Here is a 26,160-nt window from a genome sequence, read left to right as displayed (position 1 = left end):
GATGCCTGTTACGCGACCTTACTCTCCGCAACAAACCTTCTAAAAAGCGACCTTGCTCCGTACGCGGGAAAAACATTGAAAAATGCAAAAAACATCTTGATAGTGATTTGAACCATCACGATTGACAATATTTCACCACTCTCCAGCACACCATAAAAAGCTATAAAGCAAAAAAGTACACTATCGATCAAAACTGCAAAAACCGTGCTAAAAAAGACACGCAAGAAGAGGTACCTAGAGTTTGTAAACTGTTTAATTTTGCACAAGAGGTATGAATTAATATATTCGGAAAACAGAAACGATACCGATGAGGCCAACAACACCGAGGAAACATGCGATACAACCTCACCATAAGGTGCATCAAGTTTCCAATCCGACACTCCCGGCATCATTTTTGCCGCACTCAACAATAAAATAATCAGCGCATTGCTCAGAAATCCAAAAAAAATTGCCCTTCTTGCCAGCTTGAACCCATACAACTCATTCAACATATCGACTACAAGAAAGGTCAGAGGATAGAGAAAAACTCCTGGCGTTAAAACGACGTCAAATTGCTCGATATATATCAGCTTCGTGGCACCAATATTCGAGAACACATACAACACCAAAAGCAACAGGTTTAATACAACATAGACCATCCAGGATCGCTCATGACGATCGGTCATATCATAGGCGGTCACGGCCGTACTCGTAGAATAATATTTCCTGTATATACTTTTGACTTCGGCCCTGCTGAGATTATCTATCAAATCACTTTTTATCAGCTCTGCCAATTTTAGCTTAATCAGCTTCCCGGTTGAGACAACCATTACTACAGCGAGCTTCTTATCCGGCTCAAACCCCAGCAGCTTATATTTGCTGCTTACAGTCTCAATATTTTCCGACATTAAACCTTTCCTCAATCAACTCTCCTATGACGAGCACATCAGCATCTAACTCCGAGCCGGCAACGATGGTAAGTTTTCTGGTACGCTTGTCATATACAAGCTTTTCACTTCTACTAGTCGATACACCTTTTCTAACTATCAGAAGGTCACCCACTTCATTGGCACCAACTATCTCATTCTCCAAAAGCACGCCTATAAGATTACTCGCAGCCCCGAAGTAATAGGTCAAAGGATGCGATATAGCCAATTCGCCAATCCTTTTCTCCAAACTCTGAAGCAGCAAGCTTTCTTTGATGACCGGCACTGCGGCCGGATTCATATTCCCGTGCAAAGAAACAGTGGATTCAATTATTTCCCGCTCTTCAAAATCAACAGTTTCAATCTCTTTGTAAGACACCCCGAAAAAATCCGAGATCTTGCGGATTGTAGATTGCTGTACATTAACTACTCTACCTTCCAGAATATTGTAGATTGTTGTCCTGGTTAACCCGCTGGAGTTACACAGCGAAATTCTTGTCTCGCCCCGGCTTTCTATCAGGTACTTAATATTCCTTTTTAGCTTTTCTGTTTTTTCTTTCTTATGCATTAAATATCTGCCAATCACTTGATAGTTTGAAACGCATCCGCCATTCGTTGGAATTATGCAGAATACTGCCACACGCGGATAAATTGTACATCCACAGCAGCATGTTTAATTCGATGTTGAATACCAAACACCATAGATAGGATAAATCCCACAACATTGAGAGAGCTTGCTTACATATGCCTACAAAGAATCATTTAATTACACAAACGTTCAATTATTTGATTAATAGAAGCGAAATTATTAGTTATAAATACGTTCGTTATCCACGCCCTTCGCTGAGCACCTATGAATAACTGGAATTGGATGTTGCTATTCACTAAAAAACCAGAGGGAGTTCCGAAATGAAAAAAGTTGATTCCGACCACCCGCAATTCTTGGGCAAAAGTAATCCAGACATGCCCGACCAAACCCGAACTACTGCCCCCGTCACCTCCCACCGCTCGCGTAAATCGGAGCCGCTCAGCCACATTTTCACGATACTGCCGGATGTCGACACTGAGTCATTGCTTTGCCATGCATGCGAAAACCTCGCTTCGCTCAATGTCATGGCTACGAATCTCGCGGGCGAGGTAGAAGGGCCGCAGCGGAACGTAACGTTGGCTATTCAGCAACTCACCGTCCTGAGCGAATTGCTGGTCAATAGGGCGCTGGACAACCTGGATCCGCCTTGAGAGAGCCCGCGCTTTCACTGAACACTGACTACCGAGTACCCGCGCCTTTTACCTAATGGAGTTCTTCTGTCATGGATCGATACAGACCTATCACCGGAATTGACTGCGAAATACCTTCACTGCTGATCGACACTGAAGCACCACTGGACGTACTTCACGAAATAGCCGCCTACCGCATACGCACAGCGACACAGTTTCTCGAAAACCTGGCGTTCGCTGAGGGCATTTACAGCGAGTTGGCGAAGGTATTGGTCACATCGTTGCGCGATGGCTGCGACTTGTTGGATGTGATCGGGCGCAGATTGCAGGATGAGGCTTCGGCTCAGGAAGTAACGCAATCAAACCTTCAAAAATGACAAAGGGCGCCTTTCGGCGCCCTTTTACAAACAGATTCGCTTGTCATCGCCTCTCATCTGTTTGGCTCTGCGATGCCTGGTTGCCCAGGATTCTCGGAGTCTCACAAGCCCCTTTCGGCAACGCCGGCAGTATTGCCTGAAAAGGTACTCCCGACAGCGCTGGCATTTCGCTGCACCTTCGCAAGCACCATCTACACTCGCTCAAACAGGCCAACCCACAGCGCCTGCCGGAACGGCGAGCCCTGCCGGTCAAGTACTCGCGGTTCTCTTTCACCGTCAAGGAGACAACCATGCAAGCGAAAGCCCTGATCGCCGCCGCCCTTCTCGGCCTGCTGCCCGGTACCAGCCACGCCACCAATCTGATGTACATGCCGTTCGAAACAGTCGTGTCGGATGCGATGCGCGCCGGGCGGCTGGATGGCAGTGTGAAGTTTTATCTGGTCGGCAACGGGCCTCAGGGGACTCAGCGGTTGTTGCAGCGCGGGGTGGTCAGCGACTTGAAGACCAACGGCTTCAACAAGAGCGATCACGACTCGTGCGAGTGGGTGTTGCAGTCGAATCTGATTGCGCTGCAGGCCGAAGCCAAGCGTGTCGGGGCGAATGCGGTGACCAACATCGTCAGCTACTACGACCAGCATGTGCGCAAGGATCTGAACACTTACGAATGTCGGGCCGGCATCTTTGTCACGCGGGTGGCGTTGAAGGGTGATCTGGTGCGGCTGCCCTGATCAACCGGCTTCAACCTTGCGCGTCAGCAATTCGACAAACGCCTTGGCCATCGGCGATTTCTGGTCCTTGCGCTGCACCAGCCACACCGCCGTCACGGCCTCAGGGTCCAGCAGCGGCCGGTAGACCACGCCGTCGATGCGCATCCGCTGATACGAGGCCGGCATCACTGACACGCCCAGACCGGCGGCCACCAGACCGATGATGGTCATGGCTTCGCCAGCCTCCTGGGCGAAGTGAGGACTGAAGCCTGCGTCGCGGGCCAGGCTGATCAACTGTGAATACAGACCGCTGCCGTAGCTGCGCGGGAAGAACACGAACGGTTCGAGGGCCAGCGCCGAGAGGAACAGCCCCTCTTCAGAGCCCTGCGCCAGCGGATGTTTGGAGCTGAGCACGGCCACCAGCGGCTCGCGCATGAGCTCGACCACACTGAGCGAATCCGGCAAACCCAGCGGGCGCATGATGCCGACCTCGATCGATTCGTCCACCAACGCGTCGGCCACCATGGTGCTGCTCATCTCGCGCAGATTCAGGTGCACAGCCGGGAAACGCTGACGGAAGGAAAATATCGCTTGGGGAATGGTCGAGTTGAACGGCGCCGAAGAGGTGAAACCGATCTTCAACTCTCCCAGCTCGCCGAGTTGTGCACGCCGGGCCACGTCGGCCGCTTTGTCGACTTGCGCGAGCACCAGCCGCGCTTCCTCCAGAAACAACCGCCCGGCCTCGCTGAGCTCGACCCGACGATTGGTCCGCTCGAACAGTCGCGCGCCGACTTCCTGTTCCAGCGCCTGGATCTGCTGGCTCAGCGGTGGCTGGGAGATGCCCAGCACCTGTGCGGCGCGGCCGAAGTGCAGTTCTTCGGCAACGGCGATGAAGTAGCGCAGATGACGCAATTCCATGAACACCCCATTAGGTCGTGAAAGCTATCAAACAGGTCGAACAATATATTGGATAGAAACATTAGCCAGCTATATGATTTTTTCATTGCCTGCCTGCCCGCGCCCTCCGAGGTCTGATGTGAAAACCGCCGTCGCTCCACTGGCCCATGAAGTCCCGCCCGCTGCGGCGGACGATGTGCTGACCGAACTGCAAGAGATCTACATCGAGAAAGGCACGCCCGCGTTCATGCGCACGGTGCTCGCGCTGTTCAGCGGCGGCTTCGCGACCTTCGCCCTGCTGTACTGCGTGCAGCCGATGATGCCGTTGCTGTCCCACGAATATTCGATCAACGCGGCGCAGAGCAGTCTGATCCTGTCGGTGGCCACCGGCATGCTGGCGTTCGGCCTGCTGATCACCGGTCCGATTTCCGATCGGGTCGGGCGCAAGCCGGTGATGGTTGCCGCGCTGTTTGCCGCGGCCCTGTGCACCATCGCCAGTTCGATGATGCCGAGCTGGCACGGTGTGCTGATTATGCGTGCGTTGATCGGGTTGTCGTTGAGCGGTCTGGCGGCGGTGGCGATGACGTATCTGAGCGAGGAAATCCATCCGCAGCACATCGGTCTGGCGATGGGCCTGTACATCGGCGGCAACGCGATCGGCGGGATGAGCGGGCGTCTGATCACCGGCGTGCTGATCGACTTCGTCAGCTGGCACACGGCGATGATGGTGATCGGCGGACTGGCGCTGATCGCGGCGGCGGTGTTCTGGAAAATCCTGCCGGAGTCGCGCAACTTCCGCTCCCGCTCGCTGCACCCGCGCAGCCTGCTCGACGGCTTCACCATGCACTTTCGCGATGCCGGCCTGCCGCTGCTGTTTCTTGAGGCGTTCGTGCTGATGGGCGCGTTCGTCACGTTGTTCAACTACATCGGTTATCGCCTGCTGGCTGAGCCGTACCACATGGATCAAGTGTTTGTAGGGCTGTTGTCGGTGGTGTACCTGTCGGGCATCTACAGCTCGGCAAAAATCGGTTCGCTGGCCGACAAACTGGGTCGCCGCAAAGTACTGTGGGCCACCATCGCGCTGATGTTCGCCGGCCTTGCCCTGACAATGTTCACACCGCTGCCGCTGGTGATCATTGGCATGCTGATCTTCACCTTCGGCTTCTTCGGCGCCCACTCTGTGGCCAGCAGCTGGATCGGCCGCCGGGCGCTCAAGGCCAAGGGCCAGGCGTCGTCGTTGTACCTGTTCAGCTATTACGCCGGGTCGAGTATCGCCGGGACGGCGGGCGGGGTGTTCTGGCACCTGGCCGGGTGGAACGGGATTGGCCTGTTCATCGGCGCGCTGTTACTGGTGGCGCTGTTGGTGGCCTTGAAGCTGGCGAAGTTGCCGCCGCTGGGTGGTGGCGAAAAGGTTTAGCCACAACTGCGCCTAGCGGTAATCACGGGCCAAGGTACACTGACGGCATTCGCCTGCTTTGGTAAAGGAAGCCAGAATGCGCCTGGACCGTCTCCACATTCAGAATTTTCGTTGCTACGAAGATGCCACGTTCGACTTTCAGCCGGGATTCAATCTGGTGGTGGGGGTTAATGGGAGCGGGAAGACATCCTTGTTGCAGGCGGTTGCCGTTTCGTTCATCGAACTCGGCAATGCCATGAAGCCAAGTCAGACCTCTATAAAAAATGAAGACGTTCGCTTTGTCATAGATCGTTTTGAAAACAGAAGCCGCTTCGAGCGCAAGTTCCCATTACTGGTACATGGCATAGGCAGCTTCTTCGGAGCTACAGACTGGGTCCTGAAACGAGATGCAGAAGACTTACCCCATCTTGTAGATTCAGTATTCGACGCCGAGATAGACAAACTAAAACAGAAAATCAACCTGGCCATTCCAGTCGATTTGCCTGTGCTTGCTTTCTACCGCTCCAATCGCCGCTGGCAAGGAGTCGGAGTATCTGCTGAGTTCGCCGCGAAACAACGCGTCTCGCGCTTCGATGCCTACGTTAACTGGTTCGATGCAGTTGCGGATCTCAGAGAGTTTGAAAGCTGGTTAATCGGCAGAACGCTGGAGCGGATGCAGAACCTTCTTGATTCCAACACCCAGTCACTTGAGTTCGACGACGAACTTTACTGGGTAAACACTGCGATCGAGCGCGCTATTCCCCACGCACAAAATTTGCGCTATGACCTCCGGCTGCAAAGCTTGTTGATCGACCTGGATGGAAAAACCATTCCCTTCAATGAGCTTAGCGATGGTCAACGCGGGATGATTGCGTTGTTCGCCGATATCGCTCGACGCATGTGCATCCTCAATCCCCACATGGGCAAAGACGTCCTGAAGAACACCTCAGGCGTGGTCATCATCGACGAACTGGATATCCACCTTCACCCGGCCTGGCAACGCAGCATCGTGCCTGCATTGAGACAGGCTTTTCCCAAAGTCCAATTCATCGCCGCAAGCCATTCCCCACAAATCATCGGCAGCCTGAAACCTGAGGAAGTGATCGTGTTGCACAACGGGGATCCTACTCATCCGCGGGTCACCTACGGTCTGGATTCCAGCAGCGTGCTTGAAGAGGTAATGGGCGTTACGCAGCGCGAACCAGAAATCGAAGATCTGCTGTCCGAGCTTTTTTCCACGTTGGAAGACAACGACCTCGAAAAGGCAAAATCACAACTTGAGGCGCTGAAAAAGAAAGCCCCCGACCTACCGGAATTCGCCGGCGCCGAAGCACTGATCAGGCGCAAGGAGATTCTCGGCAAATGAAGCGAGTGCTCAAAGGAACTGAACCCGCTTCATTTACAGATTGGAAAAACTCGGCGAACGACGAGTGGAGTCCAACTTACCCAACGCTACAAAACCCGCAAAAACGGGATTTGCATAATGCCCTGCTTAAGGAGCAAGGCTTCTTCTGCTGTTATTGCGGCCGGGAAATAGATGCCTCGACCAGCCATATCGAGCACTTCAGACCTCAAGAGCATTTCGAAGAGCTGGCGTTGGAGTTTCACAACCTTCATGCCTCCTGCCTGCGAGAAACCAAGCCCGGCAATCCGTTGCACTGCGGCCATAAGAAGGGCAACTGGTTCGACGAAAACCAACATATTTCTCCCACCGACGAGAATTGTGAACAGCGTTTCCGATATCTGCGAACCGGCGAAATCCAGCCAAAAGATTCTGACGACCTTCCCGCCACAAAGATGATCGAGGTATTGGCGCTAGACATCGCCTACCTCAAAAATCGACGTCAGGACACAATCCGCCGCCTCTTCGATGATGAGTTCGTCATGCAAGTCAGCGAGGAAGAGCTTGAGCGGTTGGTGACGGCGATCAGAAATACCGCGATTCCCAATCAAAAACCCTTCGACCACATCATCGCCCGCTACGCCGAACAACTCCTCGGTCGCTAAATCCATCGCAAACAAAAACGCCCGGCATCAGCCGGGCGTTTTTCTTGAAGCGCGATTACTCGTGATACTGCGCCGACAACTCGTGTACCGCACGAAGGAACGCGCCGGCGTGTTCCGGGTCGACTTCCGGCGTAATGCCGTGACCGAGGTTGAACACGTGGCCGCTGCCCTTGCCGTAGCTGGCGAGGATGCGCCCGACTTCAGTGCGGATCGCTTCAGGTTTGGCGTACAGCACAGTCGGGTCCATGTTGCCTTGCAACGCGACCTTGTCGCCGACGCGAGCGCGGGCGTTGCCAATGTCGCAGGTCCAGTCCAGGCCCAGTCCGTCGGCGCCAGCGTCGGCGATGCTTTCCAGCCACAGGCCGCCGTTCTTGGTGAAGAGGATCACCGGCACTTTGCGACCGTCGTGCTCGCGGATCAGGCCGCTGACGATTTTCTTCATATAGGCCAGGGAGAACTCTTGGTACGCCGCCGCCGACAGGTTGCCGCCCCAGGTATCGAAGATCTGCACCGCTTGCGCACCGGCCTGGATCTGGCCGTTGAGGTACGACGTCACCGACTGCGCCAGCTTGTCCAGCAGCAGGTGCATGGCTTGCGGGTTGTCGTAGAGCATCGCCTTGGTCTTGCGGAAGTCTTTCGACGAGCCGCCTTCGACCATGTAGGTGGCGAGGGTCCACGGGCTGCCGGAGAAACCGATCAGCGGTACGCGACCGTTCAGTTCGCGGCGGATGGTGCTCACCGCGTCCATCACGTAACCGAGGTCTTTGTGCGGATCGGGGATCGGCAGGGCTTCGATGTCGGCCAGGGTGCTGACGACTTTCTTGAAGCGCGGACCTTCACCGGTCTCGAAGTACAGGCCCTGGCCCATGGCATCGGGGATGGTGAGGATGTCGGAGAACAGGATCGCCGCGTCCAGTTGCGGATAGCGGTCGAGGGGTTGCAGCGTGACTTCGCAGGCGAATTCCGGATTCATGCACAGGCTCATGAAATCACCGGCCTGGGCGCGGCTGGCGCGATATTCCGGCAGGTAGCGGCCGGCCTGGCGCATCATCCATACAGGGGTGACGTCTACGGGTTGCTTGAGCAGGGCGCGGAGGAAACGGTCGTTCTTCAGGGCAGTCATGTCGGCATCCGGAAAAAAAGTGCGGGCATTTTCTCAGAGCGCGACGCAAAAGGCACGGATGCAGGTCAGCCTTTTGTCTATCGGGTCAATTTGTCGCGGAGAAACACCGGTCTTCGCAACACCACAGAACCAATGTGGGAGCGGCGGTGCGACGATTCGACTTGCTCGCGAATTCGGTGTGTCAGACAACAAATCTGTCGACTGACACTCCCTCTTCGCGAGCAAGCCCGCTCCCACAGGTTTACTGCATTTCAGCTCGGGATCGCGGTTAGACGCCCAGGTAATCCAGGATCCCTTCCGCCGCATTGCGGCCTTCGAAGATCGCCGTCACCACCAGGTCGGAACCGCGCACCATGTCGCCACCGGCGAAGATTTTCGGGTTGCTGGTCTGGTGCTTGTACTGACCCTGCTCAGGCGCAACGACGCGGCCCTGGCTGTCGGTCTGGATCTCGAACTGCTCGAACCACGGCGCCGGGCTCGGACGGAAACCGAACGCGATGACCACGGCGTCGGCCGGGATGATCTCTTCGGAGCCCGGGATCGGCTCGGGGCTGCGACGGCCACGGGCGTCAGGCTCGCCGAGACGGGTCTCGACCACTTTCACACCTTCGACCTTGTCTTCGCCAACGATGGCGATCGGCTGACGGTTGTAGAGGAATTTCACGCCTTCTTCCTTGGCGTTCTTCACCTCTTTGCGCGAGCCGGGCATGTTCGCTTCGTCACGACGATAGGCGCAGGTCACCGACTTGGCGCCCTGGCGGATCGACGTGCGGTTGCAGTCCATCGCCGTGTCGCCACCGCCCAGCACCACGACCTTCTTGCCTTTCATGTCGACGAAATCTTCCGGCGACTTTTCAAAGCCCAGGTTGCGGTTGACGTTGGCAATCAGGAAGTCCAGCGCGTCATAAACGCCCGGCAGGTCCTCACCGGCGAAACCGCCCTTCATGTAGGTGTAAGTGCCCATGCCCATGAACACGGCATCGTATTCGGCGAGCAGTTGTTCCATGGTCACGTCCTTGCCGACCTCGGTGTTGAGGCGGAACTCGATGCCCATGCCGGTGAAGACTTCGCGGCGATTGCTCAGCACGGTCTTCTCAAGCTTGAACTCGGGGATGCCGAAGGTCAGCAGACCGCCGATTTCCGGGTTCTTGTCGAACACCACCGGGGTCACGCCGCCGCGCACCAGCACGTCGGCACAACCGAGGCCCGCCGGGCCTGCACCGATGATCGCGACACGCTTGCCGGTCGGTTTGACCTTGGACATGTCCGGGCGCCAGCCCATGGCGAACGCGGTGTCGGTGATGTACTTCTCGACCGAACCGATGGTCACCGCACCGAAGCCGTCGTTAAGGGTGCAGGCACCCTCGCACAGACGATCCTGCGGACAAACCCGGCCGCAGACTTCCGGCAGGGTGTTGGTCTGGTGCGACAGCTCGGCAGCCTGGAGGATGTTGCCCTCGGCCACCAGCTTCAGCCAGTTCGGAATGAAGTTGTGCACCGGGCACTTCCATTCGCAATACGGGTTGCCGCAACCCAGGCAGCGGTGGGCCTGGTCGGCCGACTGCTGGGGTTTGAACGGTTCGTAGATTTCCACGAACTCTTTCTTGCGTTGACGCAACAGTTTCTTCTTCGGATCCTTGCGCCCGACATCGATGAACTGGAAGTCGTTATTCAGACGTTCAGCCATTGTTAAAACCTCATCAAACTCTTCAGGCGCATATCACTGCGGGTTGGCACGGGTGCTGGAAAGCAACGACTTCAGGTTGGCAGCCTTCGGCTTGACCAGCCAGAAACGACGCAGGTAGTCATCGAGGTTCTCGGCGAGCTCACGACCCCACTCGCTGTCGGTTTCCGCGACGTACTCGTTCAGCACGTTCTGCAGGTGGCTGCGATAGGCTTCCATCGCCTCGCCGCTGATCCGCTGGATTTCCACCAGTTCGTGGTTGACCCGGTCAACGAAGGTGTTGTCCTGGTCGAGCACGTAGGCGAAACCGCCGGTCATGCCAGAGCCGAAGTTGTAACCGGTCTTGCCCAGAACGCAGACAAAACCACCGGTCATGTACTCACAGCAGTGATCGCCAGTGCCTTCCACGACCGTGTGGGCACCGGAGTTGCGCACGGCGAAACGCTCGCCGGCGGTGCCGGCGGCGAACAGCTTGCCGCCCGTGGCGCCGTACAGGCAGGTGTTGCCGATGATGGCGCTTTCCTGAGTCTTATAGACGCTGCCCTTCGGCGGCACGATGGTCAGCTTGCCACCGGTCATGCCTTTGCCGACGTAGTCGTTGGCGTCGCCTTCCAGGTACATGTTCAGACCGCCGGCGTTCCACACGCCGAAGCTCTGACCCGCAGTGCCCTTGAAGCGGAAGGTGATCGGCGCTTTCGCCATACCCTGGTTGCCGTGCTTGCGCGCGATTTCGCCGGAGATCCGTGCGCCGATCGAACGGTCGCAGTTGCAGATATCCAGATCGAATTCGGCGCCGCTGAGGTCGTTGATCGCCGACGTCGCCATCTCGACCATTTTCTCGGCCAGCAGGCCCTGGTCGAAGGGCGGGTTGCGCTCGACGCCGCAGAACTGAGGCTTGTCCGCCGGGATGTGATCGCTGCCCAGCAGCGGGGTCAGATCCAGGTGATGCTGCTTGGCGGTCTGGCCTTCGAGGATTTCCAGCAGATCGGTACGGCCGATCAGCTCTTCGAGGGAGCGCACGCCCAGCTTGGCCAGCCACTCACGGGTTTCTTCGGCGACATAGGTGAAGAAGTTCACCACCATGTCGACGGTACCGATGTAGTGATCCTTGCGCAGCTTCTCGTTCTGAGTCGCGACGCCGGTGGCGCAGTTGTTCAGGTGGCAGATACGCAGGTATTTGCAGCCCAGTGCGATCATCGGCGCGGTACCGAAACCGAAGCTTTCGGCGCCGAGGATGGCTGCCTTGATCACATCGAGGCCGGTTTTCAGGCCGCCGTCGGTCTGGACCCGAACCTTGCCGCGCAGGTCGTTGCCGCGCAGGGTCTGGTGGGTTTCGGCGAGGCCGAGTTCCCACGGTGCACCAGCGTATTTGATCGAGGTCAGCGGCGAAGCACCGGTGCCACCGTCGTAGCCGGAGATGGTGATCAAGTCCGCGTAGGCCTTGGCCACACCGGCGGCGATGGTGCCGACGCCCGCTTCAGCCACGAGCTTCACCGAAACCAGCGCCTTCGGGTTGACCTGTTTCAGGTCAAAGATCAGCTGCGACAAGTCTTCGATCGAATAGATATCGTGGTGCGGCGGTGGCGAAATCAGGGTCACGCCCGGCACTGCGTAACGCAGTTTGGCGATCAGCCCGTTCACTTTGCCGCCCGGCAGTTGCCCGCCCTCGCCCGGCTTGGCGCCTTGGGCGACCTTGATCTGCAGCACTTCGGCGTTGACCAGGTATTCCGGGGTCACCCCGAAACGGCCGGTCGCGACCTGTTTGATTTTCGAGCTCTTGATGGTGCCGTAGCGCGCCGGGTCTTCGCCGCCTTCGCCGGAGTTGGAACGCGCGCCGAGGCGGTTCATGGCTTCGGCCAGGGCTTCGTGAGCTTCCGGCGACAGGGCGCCCAGCGAGATACCGGCGGAGTCGAAGCGCTTGAGCACCGATTCCAGCGGTTCCACTTCACTGATGTCCAGCGGCGTGTCGAGGGTCTTGACCTTGAACAGGTCGCGGATCATCGACACCGGACGGTTGTCCACCAGCGAGGTGTATTCCTTGAATTTGCCGTAGTCGCCCTGCTGCACGGCGGCTTGCAGGGTGTTGACCACGTCCGGGTTGTACGCGTGATATTCGCCACCGTGGACGAACTTCAGCAGACCGCCCTGCTGGATCGGCTTGCGCGGACTCCAGGCTTCGGTGGCCAGGGCTTTCTGCTCGGCTTCGATGTCGACGAAACGCGCACCCTTGATGCGGCTCGGCACGCCACGGAAGCTCAGCTCGCAAACTTCTTCGGACAGACCGATGGCTTCGAACAGCTGCGCACCGCGATAGGACGCGATGGTCGAGATGCCCATCTTCGACAGGATCTTCAACAGGCCTTTGGTGATGCCTTTGCGGTAGTTCTTGAACACCTCGTAGAGGTCGCCCAGCACTTCACCGGTACGGATCAGGTCGCCCAGCACTTCGTACGCCAGGAACGGATAGACCGCCGAGGCGCCGAAGCCGATCAGCACCGCGAAGTGATGCGGATCGCGTGCGGTGGCGGTTTCCACAAGGATGTTGGAGTCGCAGCGCAGGCCTTTTTCGGTCAGGCGGTGGTGCACCGCGCCGGTGGCCAGCGAAGCGTGGATCGGCAGCTTGCCCGGGGCGATATGGCGGTCGCTCAGAACGATCTGGGTACGACCGGCACGCACGGCCTCTTCAGCCTGATCGGCGACGTTACGGATCGCCGCTTCGAGGCCGACGCTTTCGTCGTAGTTGAGGTCGATGATCTGCCGCTCGAAACCCGGACGGTCGAGGTTCATCAGCGAACGCCACTTGGCCGGGGAAATGACCGGCGAGCTGAGGATCACGCGCGAAGCGTGCTCCGGCGATTCCTGGAAGATGTTGCGCTCGGCACCGAGGCAGATTTCCAGCGACATCACGATCGCTTCACGCAGCGGGTCGATCGGCGGGTTGGTCACCTGCGCGAACTGCTGGCGGAAATAGTCGTACGGCGTGCGCACGCGCTGGGACAGCACGGCCATCGGCGTGTCGTCGCCCATCGAGCCAACGGCCTCATAGCCTTGCTCGCCGAGCGGACGCAGTACCTGATCGCGCTCTTCGAACGTGACCTGATACATCTTCATGTATTGCTTGAGCTGATCGACGTCGTAGAAAGCCGAACCGTGATCGTTGTCTTCCATGGTCGCCTGGATGCGCAGGGCATTCTTGCGCAGCCATTGCTTGTACGGATGACGGGATTTGAGACGGTTGTCGATCGCGTCGGTGTCGAGGATCTGCCCGGTTTCGGTGTCCACGGCGAAGATCTGGCCAGGGCCGACACGGCCTTTGGCAATCACGTCTTCAGGCTTGTAGTCCCACACGCCGATTTCCGACGCGAGGGTGATGAAACCGTTGGTGGTGGTGACCCAGCGCGCCGGGCGCAGACCGTTACGGTCGAGCAGGCACACCGCGTAGCGACCGTCGGTCATGACCACGCCGGCCGGGCCGTCCCACGGCTCCATGTGCATCGAGTTGTACTCGTAGAACGCACGCAGATCCGGGTCCATGGTTTCGACGTTCTGCCACGCCGGCGGAATGATCATCCGCACGCCACGGAACAGGTCGATGCCGCCGGTGACCATCAGTTCGAGCATGTTGTCCATGCTCGAGGAGTCGGAACCGACGCGGTTGACCAGTGGGCCGAGTTCTTCCAGATCCATCAGATCGTTGGTGAACTTGGTCCGACGGGCCTGGGCCCAGTTGCGGTTGCCGGTGATGGTGTTGATCTCGCCGTTGTGGGCGAGGAAGCGGAATGGCTGGGCCAGCGGCCATTTCGGCAGGGTGTTGGTGGAGAAGCGCTGGTGGAACACGCAGATCGCGGTTTGCAGGCGCTGGTCACCCAGATCCGGATAGAACGCGGCCAGGTCGGCCGGCATCATCAGGCCTTTATAGATGATGGTCTTGTGGGAAAAGCTGCAGATGTAGTGGTCGGTGTCGGCGGCGTTGGCCACCGACGAGCGACGACGGGCGCTGAACAGCTTGACCGCCATGTCCTGATCGCTCAGGCCTTCGCCGCCGATGTACACCTGCTCGATCTGCGGCAGGCGCTCGAGGGCCAGGCGGCCGAGGACGCTGGTGTCGATTGGCACTTTGCGCCAGCCGATCAGTTGCAGGCCTTCGGCCAGGATCTCGCGGTTCATGTTCTCGCGGGCGGCTTCGGCCTTGGCCGGATCCTGATTGAAGAAGACCATGCCCACGGCATATTGCTTGGGCAGCTCGACGCTGAAGGTTTCCTGGGCAATGGCACGCAGGAACGCGTCGGGCTTTTGAATCAGCAGACCGCAACCGTCACCGGTCTTGCCGTCGGCATTAATCCCACCGCGGTGGGTCATGCAGGTCAGGGCCTCGATGGCCGTTTGCAAAAGGGTATGACTGGGCTCGCCCTGCATATGGGCTATCAGGCCGAAACCGCAGTTATCCTTGAATTCATCTGGTTGGTACAGACCTGCTTTCATAGACACTTTCTCACCAGGCTGCCTCTTAACGAGGCAAATTTCTTTTCAATTCAACCACTTGCTTGCCGCGCCGAACGTACGCCGGCTTTGCGGGGGCAAAAGGGTGGTCATTGTACACAGCGACACAGAGGCTCACAAATTTGACGACGAAATGTCGCAAATTCATGTCGCATTTGTGAAAGGTTTAAAGCGATCTGCTGTGCTAGTCAAAACTTTTTTAATTTTGACCGCAACGACTCAAAGACTACTGTGACGCAGACACCACAAGGCACGCGGTCTGTAGAGACGGCGCGCACTTGTAGAAATTTTGAGGTGCTTGGAGAGGCGGCCTGGGTAAGGCCGCCGAATCTTCAGCGAGTTGTTGCCAGTTCCTGTTGGACGCTGGCGACAGTGCGAGGCCAAGGTTTACCAGCCTGAACCTTCGCTGGCAAGGCCTTGATGGCAGAAACGGCTGCATCACGGTTGGCGAAGTTGCCGTATGTGATCACGTAGAGAGGCTTGCCGTTGAGGACTTTCTTGAAATAACGGTACTCGCCGCCCTGCTCCTTGACGAAGCTTTGCGCGGTCGCTTCGGAGCTGGTGCCGAGGATCTGCACCACGTAGTTACTGGTCGGCTGACCGGCGTACCAGCTGCCACCGGCGGCCTTGGCGACGGTGACCGGCTTCTCGGCAGGTTTGGCGGCGGCAACAGGCTTGGCAGGTGCCGGAGCCGGTTTGGCCACTGGAGCGGCCGGAGCAGGCGCAGGCTTGGCGGTAGCGACCTGGGTCGGTGCCGGGGTCGGCTTGGCCGCCGGGACTGGAACCGGAACCGGGGTCGGCGCAGGGCCGGCCTGAACGCCCGCGGGTGGCGCGGTGGTGGTCACGGTCGGTGGCGTGTTGCTGGAGCCTTCGACCGGCACGCCGTCGTCGCCTTCAGTGATACCACCCGCGGCTTCAGCCAGCGGGCCACGCATCACCGGTTGCGAGTTGCCGACCAGCGGCAGCGGCATCGGCTGGGTATTGCCGTTGAATTCGACGGACGGTGCGCCACCCGCCTGCGGCGTGCCCTGACCCAATGGCAGTTGCGCCTGCTCGTTGGCCGGCGCACCGGTGGTCGGTGCCTTGTTGCGACCCGGCATCAGCCAGGCCGCAGCGACCGCGACCACGACAACGGCGGAAATCGCCAATACGTGTTTCTTCGGCATGTTGAACCCCATACTTGGACGCTTGACCGCAGAGCGGCTGGCAATCATGACTTCGATCAGAGCATCGCGAGCGACCTGGTTGATGTTGCCGGGCCAACCCTCGGAGCTTTCGTGAATATCAGAGATCTGATCCGCGGTGAAAAGTTCGACACCCCGGCCGGCGCCTTCGAGCCGCTGGTCGAGATACTCGCGGGTTTCTTCTTCGGTGTACGGCTGCAATTCGATGACGTGGAAGCGCTCTTCCTCGAGGTGCAAGGCCTCAAGCTGGGCGATCAGCGACGACTCACCGAACAGGAACACATGCGGGCGCCCTTCCGGCGCGCCGGCGCCCAGCGCCATCAGCGCTTCAAGCGCGGACTCGTCGAGCTGCTCGGCATCGTCCACCAGCAGATAGACTTCCTGACCGGTCAGCGCGAGCTGCACGACCTGATCGAGGATCGCCCCGACTTCGGCCTGGGCCACATCCAGCGCCTGGGCAATCTGGCGCAGCACACCGGCTGCATCGCCGGCGCCACGGGCGGAAACGACGACGCTCTGCACCGATTGCTTGTTGGTGCTGGCGACCAGCGCCTGACGCAGCAGGGTCTTGCCGCTGCCCTGCGGGCCGGTGACCACCAGCAGCAACTGGCTGTAACGCGCCAGATGATGCAGCTGACCCAGCACCGGCTTGCGCTGGGCCGGGAAGAATTTGAAGCCCGGCACCCGCGGCGCGAAAGGGTCGTGACTTAACTGGAAATGGCCGAGGAACGCCTCGTCGGCATGCAAACTAGTCATCGGAATCTTATTAACCTTTAAGCTGAGCCAGAGCGCGGTAATCCGCTCCCAGCGTGGCCTGTAGAACCTCTTTCGGATAATCGTCGGTCACCACCGCTTCGCCCATCCGGCGCAGCAGCACCAGGCGCAAGCGACCGTCGATCACTTTTTTGTCAATTGCCATGTGTTCAAGGAAATCGGCCTCGGTCATCTCCTCCGGCGGAATCACCGGCAGACCGGCACGCTGGAACAGGCGGATGCCGCGATCACGCTCCTGCTCGCTGATCCAACCCAGGCGCGCGGACATTTCCAGCGCCATTACGGTGCCGGCGGCGACCGCTTCGCCATGCAACCAGACACCATAGCCCATGTGGGTTTCGATGGCGTGGCCAAAGGTGTGGCCGAGGTTGAGCGTGGCACGCACACCGGTTTCTTTCTCGTCGGCGCCGACCACCGCCGCCTTGGCGGCGCAGGAGCGCTCGATGGCATAGGTCAGGGCCGTTTGATCCAGCGCACGCAGGGCGTCGACGTTGTCTTCGAGCCAGGTCAGGAACGGTTCATCGCAGATCAGACCGTACTTGATGACTTCCGCCAGCCCCGCCGACAGCTCACGCGCTGGCAGGGTTTTCAGGGACGCGGTATCGATCAGCACCACGTTCGGCTGATAGAACGCGCCGACCATGTTCTTGCCCAGCGGATGGTTGATCCCGGTCTTGCCGCCCACCGACGAATCGACCTGAGACAGCAGCGTGGTAGGAATCTGGATGAAATCGACGCCGCGCTGGTAGCAGGCGGCCGCGAAACCGGCCATGTCGCCGATCACACCGCCACCGAGGGCGATGACGGTGGTGCGGCGATCATGACGGGCGGTCAGCAGGCCGTCGAAGATCAGTTGCAGGGTTTCCCAGTTCTTGAAGGCTTCGCCGTCGGGCAGCACCACGGAAACCACCGAGAACTGCGCCAGGCTGCGGGTCAGACGCTCGAGATAGAGCGGCGCAACGGTCTCGTTGGAGATGATTGCCACTTGCCGCCCGTGGATATGCGGGGCCAGCAGTGCAGGCTGGTCCAGTAATCCTTCGCCAATGTGAATCGGGTAGCTGCGCTCGCCTAGGTCGACCTTGAGTGTCTGCATGTGTCCCCACAGTGAAGATGGAAGCAGGCGTCCTGCCCTGAATTATTGGTTGTCTGCGGCCTATAGCGGGTATGACGCCGCTCGCACGCCATCCGCCACAACCGCGGCGGGTTGTTACAGGACGCCGAGGATAGCGCATTTCGAGCGATGCTTTAACGGGGCGGAAGCTGCGCCAGGCGGTCGAGAATATCGAGCACGACCATGCGCGGTGGCCGCTCGTCGGTTTCCACCACCAGATCGGCGATTTCGCGATAGAGCGGATCACGGATCGCCAGCAGATCGCGCAAGGTTTTCTCCGGATTGGCGGTGCGCAGCAACGGCCGGTTGCGGTCGCGGGAAGTGCGGCCGACCTGCTGCTCGACGGAGGCGTGCAGATACACCACCCGCCCGCCCTCGTGCAGGGCCTTGCGGTTGGCATCGCGCATCACGGCGCCGCCGCCGGTCGCCAGCACCACGCCGTCGAACGCGCACAGCTCGGCAATCATCGCCTGCTCACGGTCACGAAAGCCGGGCTCGCCTTCCTTGTCGAAGATCCACGGGATATTGGCGCCCGTACGCAGTTCAATTTCCTTGTCGGAATCCTTGAACGGCAGGCGCAGCTCTTTGGCCAGTAATCGGCCGATGGTGCTTTTTCCAGCCCCCATCGGTCCTACAAGAATCAAATTTCGCACAGAATCAACGACTCACAGCAATCGCCTGGTTATTCATGATACGCGGAGTGAGAAATACCAGCAGCTCGGATTTTTTCTCCGAAACCACATCACGCCGGAAAAGGCGGCCAAGATACGGCACATCGCCAAGAAATGGCACCTTATCTACAACCTTGCTTTGAGTATTTGAGAAAACGCCCCCGATCACGATGGTCTCGCCGTCGTTCACCAGCACCTTGGCATTGACCTCGTTTTTCTTGATCGGCGGTACATCCTGCACTTTGTTCAGGTAATCCGGTTCGTCCTTGGTGACCTTCACCTCCATGATGATGCGGTTGTCCGGGGTGATCTGCGGCGTCACTTCCAGCGACAGCGAAGCCTCCTTGAAGGACACCGACGTAGCGCCGCTGGAGCTGGCTTCCTGGTACGGAATCTCGGTGCCCTTGAGGATCTTCGCGGTCTCCTTGTCGGAGGTGACCACCTTGGGCTGCGAGACGATTTCGCCGTTACCGGTCTTCTCCATCGCGGTCAGCTCAAGGTCCAGCAAGACGTTGTCGGTGATGAAGGCGATACCGATCCCGGACGTGTTGTTGACCGTGCCCATGTCGACGAACGGCGAGTTGGTGCTGGTGCTGCCCGGCGTGCCAATGGTGGTCGACGAACCGTTGCTGACCCCGGAAGTGTTCCAGTTGCCCTTGTTCTGGATCGAACCGCCCCAGCGCACGCCCAGACTTTTGTCGTAGTCGACGTTGGCCTCGACGATCCGCGCCTCGATCATCACCTGACGCACCGGAATATCCAGCTGCGCCACAATCCGCCGCAGCTCGTCGAGGCGATCCTGGGTCTGGTAGGCAATGATGTTGTTGGTGCGCTCATCGACGGTGATCGAACCCCGTTCGTCGACCTTGGCCTCGGCACTGGTGACCGACTGGAACAGCTTGGCGATGTCCGCAGCCTTGGCGTAGTTCACTTGCAACAGCTCACGGCGCAGCGGCGCCAGCTCGGCAATCTGTTTCTGCGACTCCAGTTCCTGCCGTTCACGGGCGGCGATTTCATCCGCCGGCGCCACCAGCAGCACGTTGCCGACCTTGCGCTTGTCCAGGCCTTTGGTCTTGAGCACCAGATCCAGCGCCTGATCCCACGGCACGTTCTGCAGGCGCAAGGTAATGCCGCCCTGCACCGTATCGCTGGCCACCAGATTGAGGTTGGTGAAGTCGGCGATCAGTTGCAGCACCGAGCGCACATCGATGTCCTGGAAGTTGAGAGAGAGCTTTTCGCCGTTATAGCTGTTGCGGTCGGCGTTGCGCTTTTGCAGGTCATCGACGGTCAACGGCCGGATGCTGACGGTCAGCTTGTTGTCGGTCTGGTAAGTGGAATAGTCGAAAGTACCGCTGGGCTCGACGGTGATCGTCGCGCGATCACCGCTGACACCGGCATTGACGAACTGCACCGGGGTGGCGAAATCCTTGACGTCGAGGCGCACGCGCAGTGGCTCAGGCAATTGGGTACGGGCAAAATTGAGGATGATCTTGCCGTCGTGCTCCTGGATGTCCGGGGCGATAGCCGGGTCGGACAAGTCGATGACCACGTTGCCCTCGCCCGCCGTACCACGCTGGAAATCCACGCCGCGAATGGCTCTGGCGGTCGGCGTAAACGTGCGGACCGGCGCTGCCGCAGGTGCTGCGCGCGGTGCACGAGCGACCGTACGTGGGGCAGCGGCTTTGCTGCCCTGCCCGACCACCACAAACACCGTATTGCCTTCGACCCGGGTGTCGTACGGTGCCAGTTGCGTCAGGCTGATGATCAGCCGCGTCCGGTTATTGGCCTCGACCACTGTGGCCGTGCGGGCATTGCCACTGCCCAGGTCACGGGTCTTGCTCGTCAGCTGACTGGCGACACCCGGCAGATCGAGGGCGATCCGTGCCGGCGAATCAGTGGTGTAGCCCTTGGGCTGTGGTGGCGGGCCGTCGAACGACAGCTTCAACTCGACCCGGTCGCCCGGCAGTGCCGCGACGTCCAGCGCCTTCAGATTGGCTGCCTGTACCATCGGTGAAAGCAGCGCCATCCATAGCGAAAAACCGAGGGTGGAAAAAATCCTGTTCATTGTTCGACTTCCACTTATGAGTGCTCTTTCAAAGGAATGGTGCGCGGCCGCTCAAGCCAGGCGCCCTGGCCATCCGGAACGATTTCCACCACCTCGACCTGTGAAGCGCTGATCGCAACGATCCGCCCGTCGTTGCGCCCCAGATAGTCGCCAACCTTGAGCCGATGGACCCCGCCCGCACCTCGCAACAAAGCGAAGGAACCGGAGGCATTGGCAATCGTGCCGACCATTTCGAATTGCTCGATGTTGAAACCTTCGAGGTATTGCTTGACCCGGTTGGGATCGGGTTTCACATCCCGCGAGCCGTGTTTCTGCCCGGCCAGATCGACCCGCAACTGGCGCGAAAACGGACTGCGCAGGTTGGCGGCGCTGTAGGTGAATGTCGGGTAGGAGCGGAAGGTCGGGGTCGGCTCGATCTTGCCCGGCGGGCGCAGGCGCACTTCATTCATGTAAGCGTCGAGATCGCTGAAGTCATCACCACCGCAGCCACCGAGTACCATTAACAATGCCGACAAGGCGATAAAACGGATCGGGCTCATTTTTGCAGCCCCTTGTCGTTGTAGCGGTAGGTCTTGGCGAGAATGCTCATACGCAACTTCGGCCCGCCTTCGGGATTGGCGGGTGCCAGCTCGAAGTCGTGCAGGGTGACGATCCGAGGCAAACCGGCCACGCCACTGACGAAGGTCGCAAGGTCGTGATAGGCACCGGTCACGGTGATCTGGATGGGCAGCTCGATGTAGAACTGCTGGGTGACTTCGGGCAGCAGTTTGATTTCTTCGAATTCAAGACCACTGCCCAGCCCGGTACGGGTGATGTCTTCCAGCAACCCCGGCACTTCGGTGTCACTGGGCAGTTGCCGCAAAAGTACGCCGAACGAGTTTTCCATCTCTTTCATCTGCTGGGTGTACAGCTCGAGATTGGCCGCCATGCGCGCCTTGCTCGCGAACTGCTCCTTGAGGGTGATTTCCTCCTCACGCTTGAGCTCGAGCTGGTTCTCCAGGTCACTGATGAAAAAGTTATAGCCAAGCGCCAGAACCAGCACCATCAACAGTCCGCCGGCCAGGCTTTTGACTGCTGGCGGCCAAGAGCCGATGTTGCTGGTGTCCAGGTCGTTGAAGTCGACATTGCGCAGGCTTTCCAGCCACTCGGACGGCTTCATTGGTCGTCCTCCTCGAACCGGGGTCGAGTCTGGCGAACGGTCAGCTGAAAGACGTTGGCTTGATCCACCTGGCCAGCAGTGGTGGCTTTCACTTCATTGAGGTTGGGCGCATCGAACCAGTCGGAGGCATCGAGGTTGCGCATCAGGTCGGACACCCGATTGTTGGACTCCGCCGCGCCGCTGATCGACAGGGTCTTGCCGACCATTTTCACGTCGGTGAAATACACCCCGTCGGGCAAGGTGCGCGCCAGCTGATCGAAGATCCGCCCGCTGATCTGCCGGTTGCCCTGCAAGTCCTGGATGATGCGCATGCGCTCGACCAGTTGCTGACGATGGGCCTTGAGCTCGCTGATCTGCTTGATCCGTTCGTCGATCACGGCGATCTGCTTGCCGATGTAGTCATTGCGCGCGACCTGCCGGGCGATGGCGGCGCTGATGATCTGGTCGGCAATGAGCACCGCCCCCACCGAACCGACCACCACGCCGGTCAAGGCCAGCAGGAAGCGTTTGCGCCGCTCTTCGCGACGCTCCTCGCGCCAGGGTAAAAGGTTGATCCGCGCCATCAGTCGAAACTCCTGAGCGCGAGCCCGCAGGCAATCATCAGGGCCGGCGCATCGCTCGCCAGGGCCCCGGCGTTGACCTTGCTGCTCAAGGCCATGTCGGAAAACGGGTTGGCGACCTGAGTCGGGGTGTTCAGGCGCTCTTCGATCAGCCGGTCGAGGCCGGGCACCGACGCCGTGCCGCCGGCCAGCAGAATGTGGTCGACGGCGTTGTACTGGCCGGAGGCGAAAAAGAACTGCAGGGAGCGCGACACCTGCTGCACCAGTGCCTCGCGAAACGGTTGCAGCACCTCGCTGACGTAATCGTCCGGCAGGCCGCCCTGCTTCTTGGCGAGCCCCGCCTGCTCAAGGGTCAAGCCATAACGGCGCTGGATTTCCTCGGTCAGCTGGCGGCCGCCGAACAGTTGTTCGCGGGTGTAGATGATCCGGCCGTTGTGCAGGACGCTGAGGGTGGTCATGGTGGCGCCGATGTCGACCACGGCCACCGTCAGCCGATCCTGGGACGCCGCCAGTTGCGTGGCCAGCAGACCAAACGAGCGCTCCAGCGCATAGGCTTCGACATCCACCACCCGCGCGGTCAGCCCGGCGAGAGCGAGCGCCGCTTCGCGGACTTCGACGTTTTCCTTGCGACAGGCGGCCAGCAGCACGTTGACCCGCTCGGGGTTGCGCGGCGAAACGCCCTGGACTTCGAAGTCGATGGCGACCTCGTCCAGCGGATAGGGAATGTATTGATCGGCCTCGATCTTGAGCTGGTTTTCCAGTTCGTCGTCGGACAGTCCGGCGTCCATCTCGATGACCTTGGTGATCACCGCAGAGCCGGCCACCGCCACCGCCACGGTTTTCAGTCCGGTGCGCGCCTTGACCAGCACCCGGGACAGGGCCTGGCCGACGCCCTCGAGCTCGGCGATGTTCTTTTCGACCACGGCGCTCGCCGGCAACGGCTCCACCGCATACGCCTCGACCCGGTAGCGCTCACCCTGACGGCTCAGCTCCAGCAGCTTCACCGAAGTGGAGCTGATGTCGATCCCCAGTAACGTATTGGCCTTTTTATTGAAGAGTCCTAGCACTACCAATTCCCTATGACTATCCGTGAGTTACGGACTCTGTAATGCGCATTGCGTTCCCTCGCCCCGTCTTGACAGAAGCGCAAATGACGCCCCCAGCGGAAAAGTGCTTATAATGCCCAGCGTTTTTTTCCGCTTTTTACTGCCGGCGCGGGTCGTTCTGTGTGTTACCCGGAACCCTGTCGCCCAATTCATTCTTTGCCGTGGATGTCCAAAAGCCTTGATTCGTCTGCTGAAATTTTTCGGTTGGTCCATCGTCGCCGTTTTCTGCGGACTGCTTTTAGGTCTCAGCGGCGCGTTTCTTTACCTTAGTCCGGGTTTGCCATCTGTGGAGGCGCTGAGAAGCATTCAGTTGCAGATTCCGCTCCGGGTCTACAGCAGCGACAACAAGTTGATCGCAGAATTTGGCGAAATGCGCCGTACACCGATCCGTTTCGCCGACATTCCCCCCAATTTCATCAATGCGTTACTAAGTGCTGAAGACGACAACTTCGCCAATCACTATGGCGTCGATCCGAGCAGCCTGATGCGTGCCGCGACCCAACTGGTCAAGAGCGGGCACATCCAGTCCGGCGGCAGCACCATCACCATGCAGGTGGCGAAGAACTTCTTCCTGACCAGCGAACGCAGCTTCTCGCGCAAGACCACTGAAATCCTTCTGGCCCTGCAGATCGAACGGCAGCTGACCAAGGACGAGATCCTTGAGCTGTACGTGAACAAGATTTATCTGGGCAACCGCGCCTACGGCATCGAGGCGGCGGCGCAGGTGTATTACGGCAAGTCGATCCGCGAAGTCAGCCTGGCGCAGATGGCGATGATCGCCGGCCTGCCGAAAGCCCCGTCGCGCTTCAACCCGCTGGCCAACCCGGCGCGCAGCAAGGAGCGTCGCGACTGGATCCTCGGCCGCATGTACAAGCTCGGCAAGATCACCGAAGCCGACTACACCGCCGCGATCAACGAGCCGCTGAACGCCAGCTATCACGTGCCGACCCCGGAAGTGAACGCGCCGTACATCGCCGAAATGGCCCGCGCCGAAATGGTCGGCCGCTACGGCAGCGACGCCTATACCGAAGGTTTCCGCGTCACCACCACGGTGCCGAGCAACCTCCAGGAAATGGCCAACACCGCGCTGCACGAAGGCCTGATGACCTACGACCAGCGTCACGGCTACCGCGGCCCTGAATCGCGCCTGCCGGGCAAGACCCGTGAAGCCTGGGCCACCGAACTGACCAAGCAACGCACCATCAGCAGCCTCGAGCCGGCCATCGTCACCCAGGTCGACAAGAACGGCCTGCAAGTGCTGACCCGCACCGGCGAAGAGCACGTGGCGTGGGACTCCATGAAATGGGCGCGACCGTTCCTCAACACCAACAGCATGGGCGCCAACCCGCGTCAGCCGTCGGATGTGGCACAGATCGGCGACCTGATTCGCGTGCAGCGCCAGCCGAACAATTCGCTGAAGTTCAGCCAGATTCCGCAGGCGCAGGGCGCGCTGGTGTCGCTGGATCCGCAGAACGGCGCGATCCGTTCGCTGGTCGGCGGCTTCGCGTTCGAGCAGAGCAACTACAACCGCGCGATGCAGGCCAAGCGTCAGCCGGGCTCAAGCTTCAAGCCGTTCGTCTACAGCGCCGCACTGGATAACGGCTACACCGCCGCCAGTCTGGTCAACGACGCGCCGATCGTGTTCGTCGACGAGTACCTGGACAAGGTCTGGCGCCCGAAGAACGACACCAACACTTTCCTCGGCCCGATCCGTTTGCGCGAGGCGCTGTACAAGTCGCGCAACCTGGTTTCGATTCGTCTGTTGCAAGCGATGGGCGTAGGCAAGACCATCGACTACATCACCCGCTTCGGCTTCAACAAGCAGGACCTGCCGCCAAACCTGTCCCTGGCGCTGGGCACCGCGACCCTGACGCCGATGGAAATCGCCACTGGCTGGAGCACCTTCGCCAACGGTGGCTTCAAGATTACCCCGTACATCATCGACAAGATCGAAAGCCGCAATGGCGACACACTGTTCGTCGCCAACCCGCCGACCGTACCGCAGGGCGGCGCGGCCACCGATGGCATCGCGGCACCCGCTACCGAATCGTTTACCGTCAATGCAGCGCCGGTTCCGGGTGAAGCGCCGGGCAACGCCGCCGTGCCGCAAGCGCCAGCAGTTGCCGAGCGCATCGTCGATGGCCGTACCACTTACATCCTCAACAGCATGTTGCAGGACGTGATCAAGCTCGGCACCGGTCGTCGCGCACTGGCCCTGGGCCGCAGCGACATCGCCGGCAAGACCGGTACCACCAACGAATCCAAGGATGCTTGGTTCTCCGGCTACAACGCCGATTACGTGACCACCGTGTGGACCGGTTTCGACCAGCCGGAAAGCCTCGGTCGCCGGGAGTTCGGCGGCACTGTGGCACTGCCGATCTGGATGAACTACATGGCCGCTGCGCTCAAGGACAAGCCGCCGCATGTCCAGCCGGAGCCGGAAGGCATCCTCAGCCTGCGGGTAGACCCGGTCAGCGGTCGCGCGGCATCGCCGAGCACACCAGGCGCGTACTTCGAGCTGTTCAAGGCCGAAGACACACCACCGTCGGTCAATGAGATCGGCAATGGCACCGCGCCGGGCAGTCCGCTGCCGGCGGATGAACAGGCGCCGATCGATCTGTTCTGATCCCGCCCCGTAAAAAAGCCCCGCCTTCGTGAGAAGTGCGGGGCTTTTTTATGCCTGCCAGATTTGTATTGCATGGACTGACCCCTTCGC

At 59.4% G+C, this 26,160-nt stretch carries 21 protein-coding genes; 7 read left to right on the top strand and 14 right to left on the bottom strand.

The features are described from left to right. Window positions 1-8: 8 nt before the first annotated feature. Together KJY40_RS03090 and KJY40_RS03085 are read right to left on the bottom strand one after the other, a co-directional pair. On the bottom strand, window positions 9-887 hold the full coding sequence (locus KJY40_RS03090; RefSeq protein WP_230734902.1) for a queuosine precursor transporter: 879 nt from the start codon (window positions 885-887) through the stop codon (window positions 9-11). Further along, entirely contained in the window at window positions 871-1,473 is a 603-nt protein-coding gene (locus tag KJY40_RS03085; protein ID WP_230734900.1) for a helix-turn-helix domain-containing protein, read from the bottom strand. Before KJY40_RS03085 ends, KJY40_RS03090 begins: the two co-directional genes overlap by 17 nt. A 341-nt stretch (window positions 1,474-1,814) precedes the next feature. Between KJY40_RS03085 and KJY40_RS03080 the strand changes: the two genes are divergently transcribed. From KJY40_RS03080 to KJY40_RS03070, 3 genes are all read left to right on the top strand, one after another. Continuing rightward, window positions 1,815-2,144 (top strand): DUF6124 family protein, encoded by a 330-nt coding sequence (locus KJY40_RS03080; RefSeq protein WP_407681983.1) that lies wholly within the window; start codon window positions 1,815-1,817, stop codon window positions 2,142-2,144. 71 nt (window positions 2,145-2,215) lie between these two features. Then, window positions 2,216-2,500 (top strand): hypothetical protein, encoded by a 285-nt coding sequence (locus KJY40_RS03075; RefSeq protein ID WP_230734898.1) that lies wholly within the window; start codon window positions 2,216-2,218, stop codon window positions 2,498-2,500. Window positions 2,501-2,790: 290 nt separating this feature from the next. Further along, the gene (locus tag KJY40_RS03070; RefSeq protein WP_230734896.1) at window positions 2,791-3,228 is read left to right on the top strand and encodes an excinuclease; all 438 of its coding nucleotides are present in this window, start codon (window positions 2,791-2,793) and stop codon (window positions 3,226-3,228) included. Here the strand turns inward: KJY40_RS03070 and KJY40_RS03065 are convergent, their stop codons facing one another. Continuing rightward, window positions 3,229-4,125: a LysR family transcriptional regulator gene (locus KJY40_RS03065; RefSeq protein ID WP_039766450.1), complete on the bottom strand. Its 897-nt coding sequence runs from the start codon at window positions 4,123-4,125 to the stop codon at window positions 3,229-3,231. It lies immediately after the preceding gene. Between the two features lie 118 nt (window positions 4,126-4,243). Between KJY40_RS03065 and KJY40_RS03060 the strand changes: the two genes are divergently transcribed. The 3 genes from KJY40_RS03060 to KJY40_RS03050 all read left to right on the top strand — a co-directional run bounded on the left by KJY40_RS03060 (window position 4,244) and on the right by KJY40_RS03050 (window position 7,507). After that, complete coding sequence (locus KJY40_RS03060) at window positions 4,244-5,521, top strand: MFS transporter (RefSeq protein WP_230734895.1); 1,278 nt, start codon at window positions 4,244-4,246, stop codon at window positions 5,519-5,521. 76 nt (window positions 5,522-5,597) lie between these two features. Continuing rightward, window positions 5,598-6,866 carry an AAA family ATPase gene (locus tag KJY40_RS03055; RefSeq protein ID WP_230734893.1) on the top strand — a complete coding sequence of 423 codons (1,269 nt, stop codon included), beginning with the start codon at window positions 5,598-5,600 and terminating at the stop codon, window positions 6,864-6,866. Then, entirely contained in the window at window positions 6,863-7,507 is a 645-nt protein-coding gene (locus tag KJY40_RS03050; RefSeq protein WP_230734891.1) for a retron system putative HNH endonuclease, read from the top strand. The genes KJY40_RS03055 and KJY40_RS03050 overlap by 4 nt, the downstream gene beginning before the upstream one ends. 55 nt (window positions 7,508-7,562) lie before the next feature. Here the strand turns inward: KJY40_RS03050 and hemE are convergent, their stop codons facing one another. The 11 genes from hemE to KJY40_RS02995 form a co-directional block, all read right to left on the bottom strand. Then, on the bottom strand, window positions 7,563-8,630 hold the full coding sequence (gene hemE, locus KJY40_RS03045) for a uroporphyrinogen decarboxylase (protein WP_230734889.1): 1,068 nt from the start codon (window positions 8,628-8,630) through the stop codon (window positions 7,563-7,565). Between the two features lie 268 nt (window positions 8,631-8,898). Next, window positions 8,899-10,317 (bottom strand): FAD-dependent oxidoreductase, encoded by a 1,419-nt coding sequence (locus tag KJY40_RS03040; protein WP_007909438.1) that lies wholly within the window; start codon window positions 10,315-10,317, stop codon window positions 8,899-8,901. Window positions 10,318-10,350: 33 nt separating this feature from the next. Next, window positions 10,351-14,796 (bottom strand): glutamate synthase large subunit, encoded by a 4,446-nt coding sequence (gltB, locus tag KJY40_RS03035; RefSeq protein ID WP_230734887.1) that lies wholly within the window; start codon window positions 14,794-14,796, stop codon window positions 10,351-10,353. A gap of 350 nt (window positions 14,797-15,146) precedes the next feature. Then, on the bottom strand, window positions 15,147-16,754 hold the full coding sequence (locus tag KJY40_RS03030) for an AAA family ATPase (RefSeq protein WP_230734885.1): 1,608 nt from the start codon (window positions 16,752-16,754) through the stop codon (window positions 15,147-15,149). 10 nt (window positions 16,755-16,764) lie between these two features. Then, complete coding sequence (aroB, locus tag KJY40_RS03025) at window positions 16,765-17,865, bottom strand: 3-dehydroquinate synthase (RefSeq protein WP_230734883.1); 1,101 nt, start codon at window positions 17,863-17,865, stop codon at window positions 16,765-16,767. A gap of 152 nt (window positions 17,866-18,017) precedes the next feature. Then, window positions 18,018-18,536 (bottom strand): shikimate kinase AroK, encoded by a 519-nt coding sequence (aroK, locus tag KJY40_RS03020; RefSeq protein ID WP_011332081.1) that lies wholly within the window; start codon window positions 18,534-18,536, stop codon window positions 18,018-18,020. A 4-nt stretch (window positions 18,537-18,540) separates the two neighbouring features. Next, complete coding sequence (gene pilQ, locus KJY40_RS03015) at window positions 18,541-20,619, bottom strand: type IV pilus secretin PilQ (RefSeq protein ID WP_230734882.1); 2,079 nt, start codon at window positions 20,617-20,619, stop codon at window positions 18,541-18,543. Window positions 20,620-20,633: 14 nt separating this feature from the next. After that, entirely contained in the window at window positions 20,634-21,158 is a 525-nt protein-coding gene (locus KJY40_RS03010) for a pilus assembly protein PilP (RefSeq protein WP_230734880.1), read from the bottom strand. Further along, window positions 21,155-21,778, bottom strand: coding sequence for a type 4a pilus biogenesis protein PilO (pilO, locus tag KJY40_RS03005; RefSeq protein WP_230734878.1), 624 nt, complete (start codon window positions 21,776-21,778; stop codon window positions 21,155-21,157). The genes KJY40_RS03010 and pilO overlap by 4 nt, the downstream gene beginning before the upstream one ends. Next, window positions 21,775-22,341, bottom strand: a complete 567-nt coding sequence (locus tag KJY40_RS03000; protein WP_230734876.1) for a PilN domain-containing protein — start codon at window positions 22,339-22,341, stop codon at window positions 21,775-21,777. Before KJY40_RS03000 ends, pilO begins: the two co-directional genes overlap by 4 nt. Next, a complete protein-coding gene (locus KJY40_RS02995) occupies window positions 22,341-23,405 on the bottom strand; it encodes a pilus assembly protein PilM (RefSeq protein ID WP_007952389.1) in 1,065 nt (354 codons plus the stop codon). The genes KJY40_RS03000 and KJY40_RS02995 overlap by 1 nt, the downstream gene beginning before the upstream one ends. Window positions 23,406-23,625: 220 nt before the next feature. Between KJY40_RS02995 and KJY40_RS02990 the strand changes: the two genes are divergently transcribed. Then, entirely contained in the window at window positions 23,626-26,070 is a 2,445-nt protein-coding gene (locus KJY40_RS02990; protein ID WP_407681995.1) for a penicillin-binding protein 1A, read from the top strand. Window positions 26,071-26,160: the final 90 nt, after the last annotated feature.

The organism is Pseudomonas fitomaticsae, from assembly GCF_021018765.1.
In the GTDB taxonomy this organism is placed as follows: Bacteria; Pseudomonadota; Gammaproteobacteria; order Pseudomonadales; family Pseudomonadaceae; genus Aquipseudomonas; species Aquipseudomonas fitomaticsae.
This window is presented reverse-complemented; position numbering and strand designations above follow the sequence as displayed.

What these genes read in the sequence shown, in the direction of transcription:
- KJY40_RS03090 (WP_230734902.1), bottom strand. Translation starts at nt 887, where the DNA reads ATGTCGGAAAATATTGAGACTGTAAGCAGCAAATATAAGCTGCTGGGG.
- KJY40_RS03085 (WP_230734900.1), bottom strand. Translation starts at nt 1,473, where the DNA reads ATGCATAAGAAAGAAAAAACAGAAAAGCTAAAAAGGAATATTAAGTAC.
- KJY40_RS03080 (WP_407681983.1), top strand. Translation starts at nt 1,815, where the DNA reads ATGAAAAAAGTTGATTCCGACCACCCGCAATTCTTGGGCAAAAGTAAT.
- KJY40_RS03075 (WP_230734898.1), top strand. Translation starts at nt 2,216, where the DNA reads ATGGATCGATACAGACCTATCACCGGAATTGACTGCGAAATACCTTCA.
- KJY40_RS03070 (WP_230734896.1), top strand. Translation starts at nt 2,791, where the DNA reads ATGCAAGCGAAAGCCCTGATCGCCGCCGCCCTTCTCGGCCTGCTGCCC.
- KJY40_RS03065 (WP_039766450.1), bottom strand. Translation starts at nt 4,125, where the DNA reads ATGGAATTGCGTCATCTGCGCTACTTCATCGCCGTTGCCGAAGAACTG.
- KJY40_RS03055 (WP_230734893.1), top strand. Translation starts at nt 5,598, where the DNA reads ATGCGCCTGGACCGTCTCCACATTCAGAATTTTCGTTGCTACGAAGAT.
- KJY40_RS03050 (WP_230734891.1), top strand. Translation starts at nt 6,863, where the DNA reads ATGAAGCGAGTGCTCAAAGGAACTGAACCCGCTTCATTTACAGATTGG.
- hemE (WP_230734889.1), bottom strand. Translation starts at nt 8,630, where the DNA reads ATGACTGCCCTGAAGAACGACCGTTTCCTCCGCGCCCTGCTCAAGCAA.
- KJY40_RS03040 (WP_007909438.1), bottom strand. Translation starts at nt 10,317, where the DNA reads ATGGCTGAACGTCTGAATAACGACTTCCAGTTCATCGATGTCGGGCGC.
- gltB (WP_230734887.1), bottom strand. Translation starts at nt 14,796, where the DNA reads ATGAAAGCAGGTCTGTACCAACCAGATGAATTCAAGGATAACTGCGGT.
- KJY40_RS03030 (WP_230734885.1), bottom strand. Translation starts at nt 16,754, where the DNA reads ATGACTAGTTTGCATGCCGACGAGGCGTTCCTCGGCCATTTCCAGTTA.
- aroB (WP_230734883.1), bottom strand. Translation starts at nt 17,865, where the DNA reads ATGCAGACACTCAAGGTCGACCTAGGCGAGCGCAGCTACCCGATTCAC.
- pilQ (WP_230734882.1), bottom strand. Translation starts at nt 20,619, where the DNA reads ATGAACAGGATTTTTTCCACCCTCGGTTTTTCGCTATGGATGGCGCTG.
- KJY40_RS03010 (WP_230734880.1), bottom strand. Translation starts at nt 21,158, where the DNA reads ATGAGCCCGATCCGTTTTATCGCCTTGTCGGCATTGTTAATGGTACTC.
- pilO (WP_230734878.1), bottom strand. Translation starts at nt 21,778, where the DNA reads ATGAAGCCGTCCGAGTGGCTGGAAAGCCTGCGCAATGTCGACTTCAAC.
- KJY40_RS03000 (WP_230734876.1), bottom strand. Translation starts at nt 22,341, where the DNA reads ATGGCGCGGATCAACCTTTTACCCTGGCGCGAGGAGCGTCGCGAAGAG.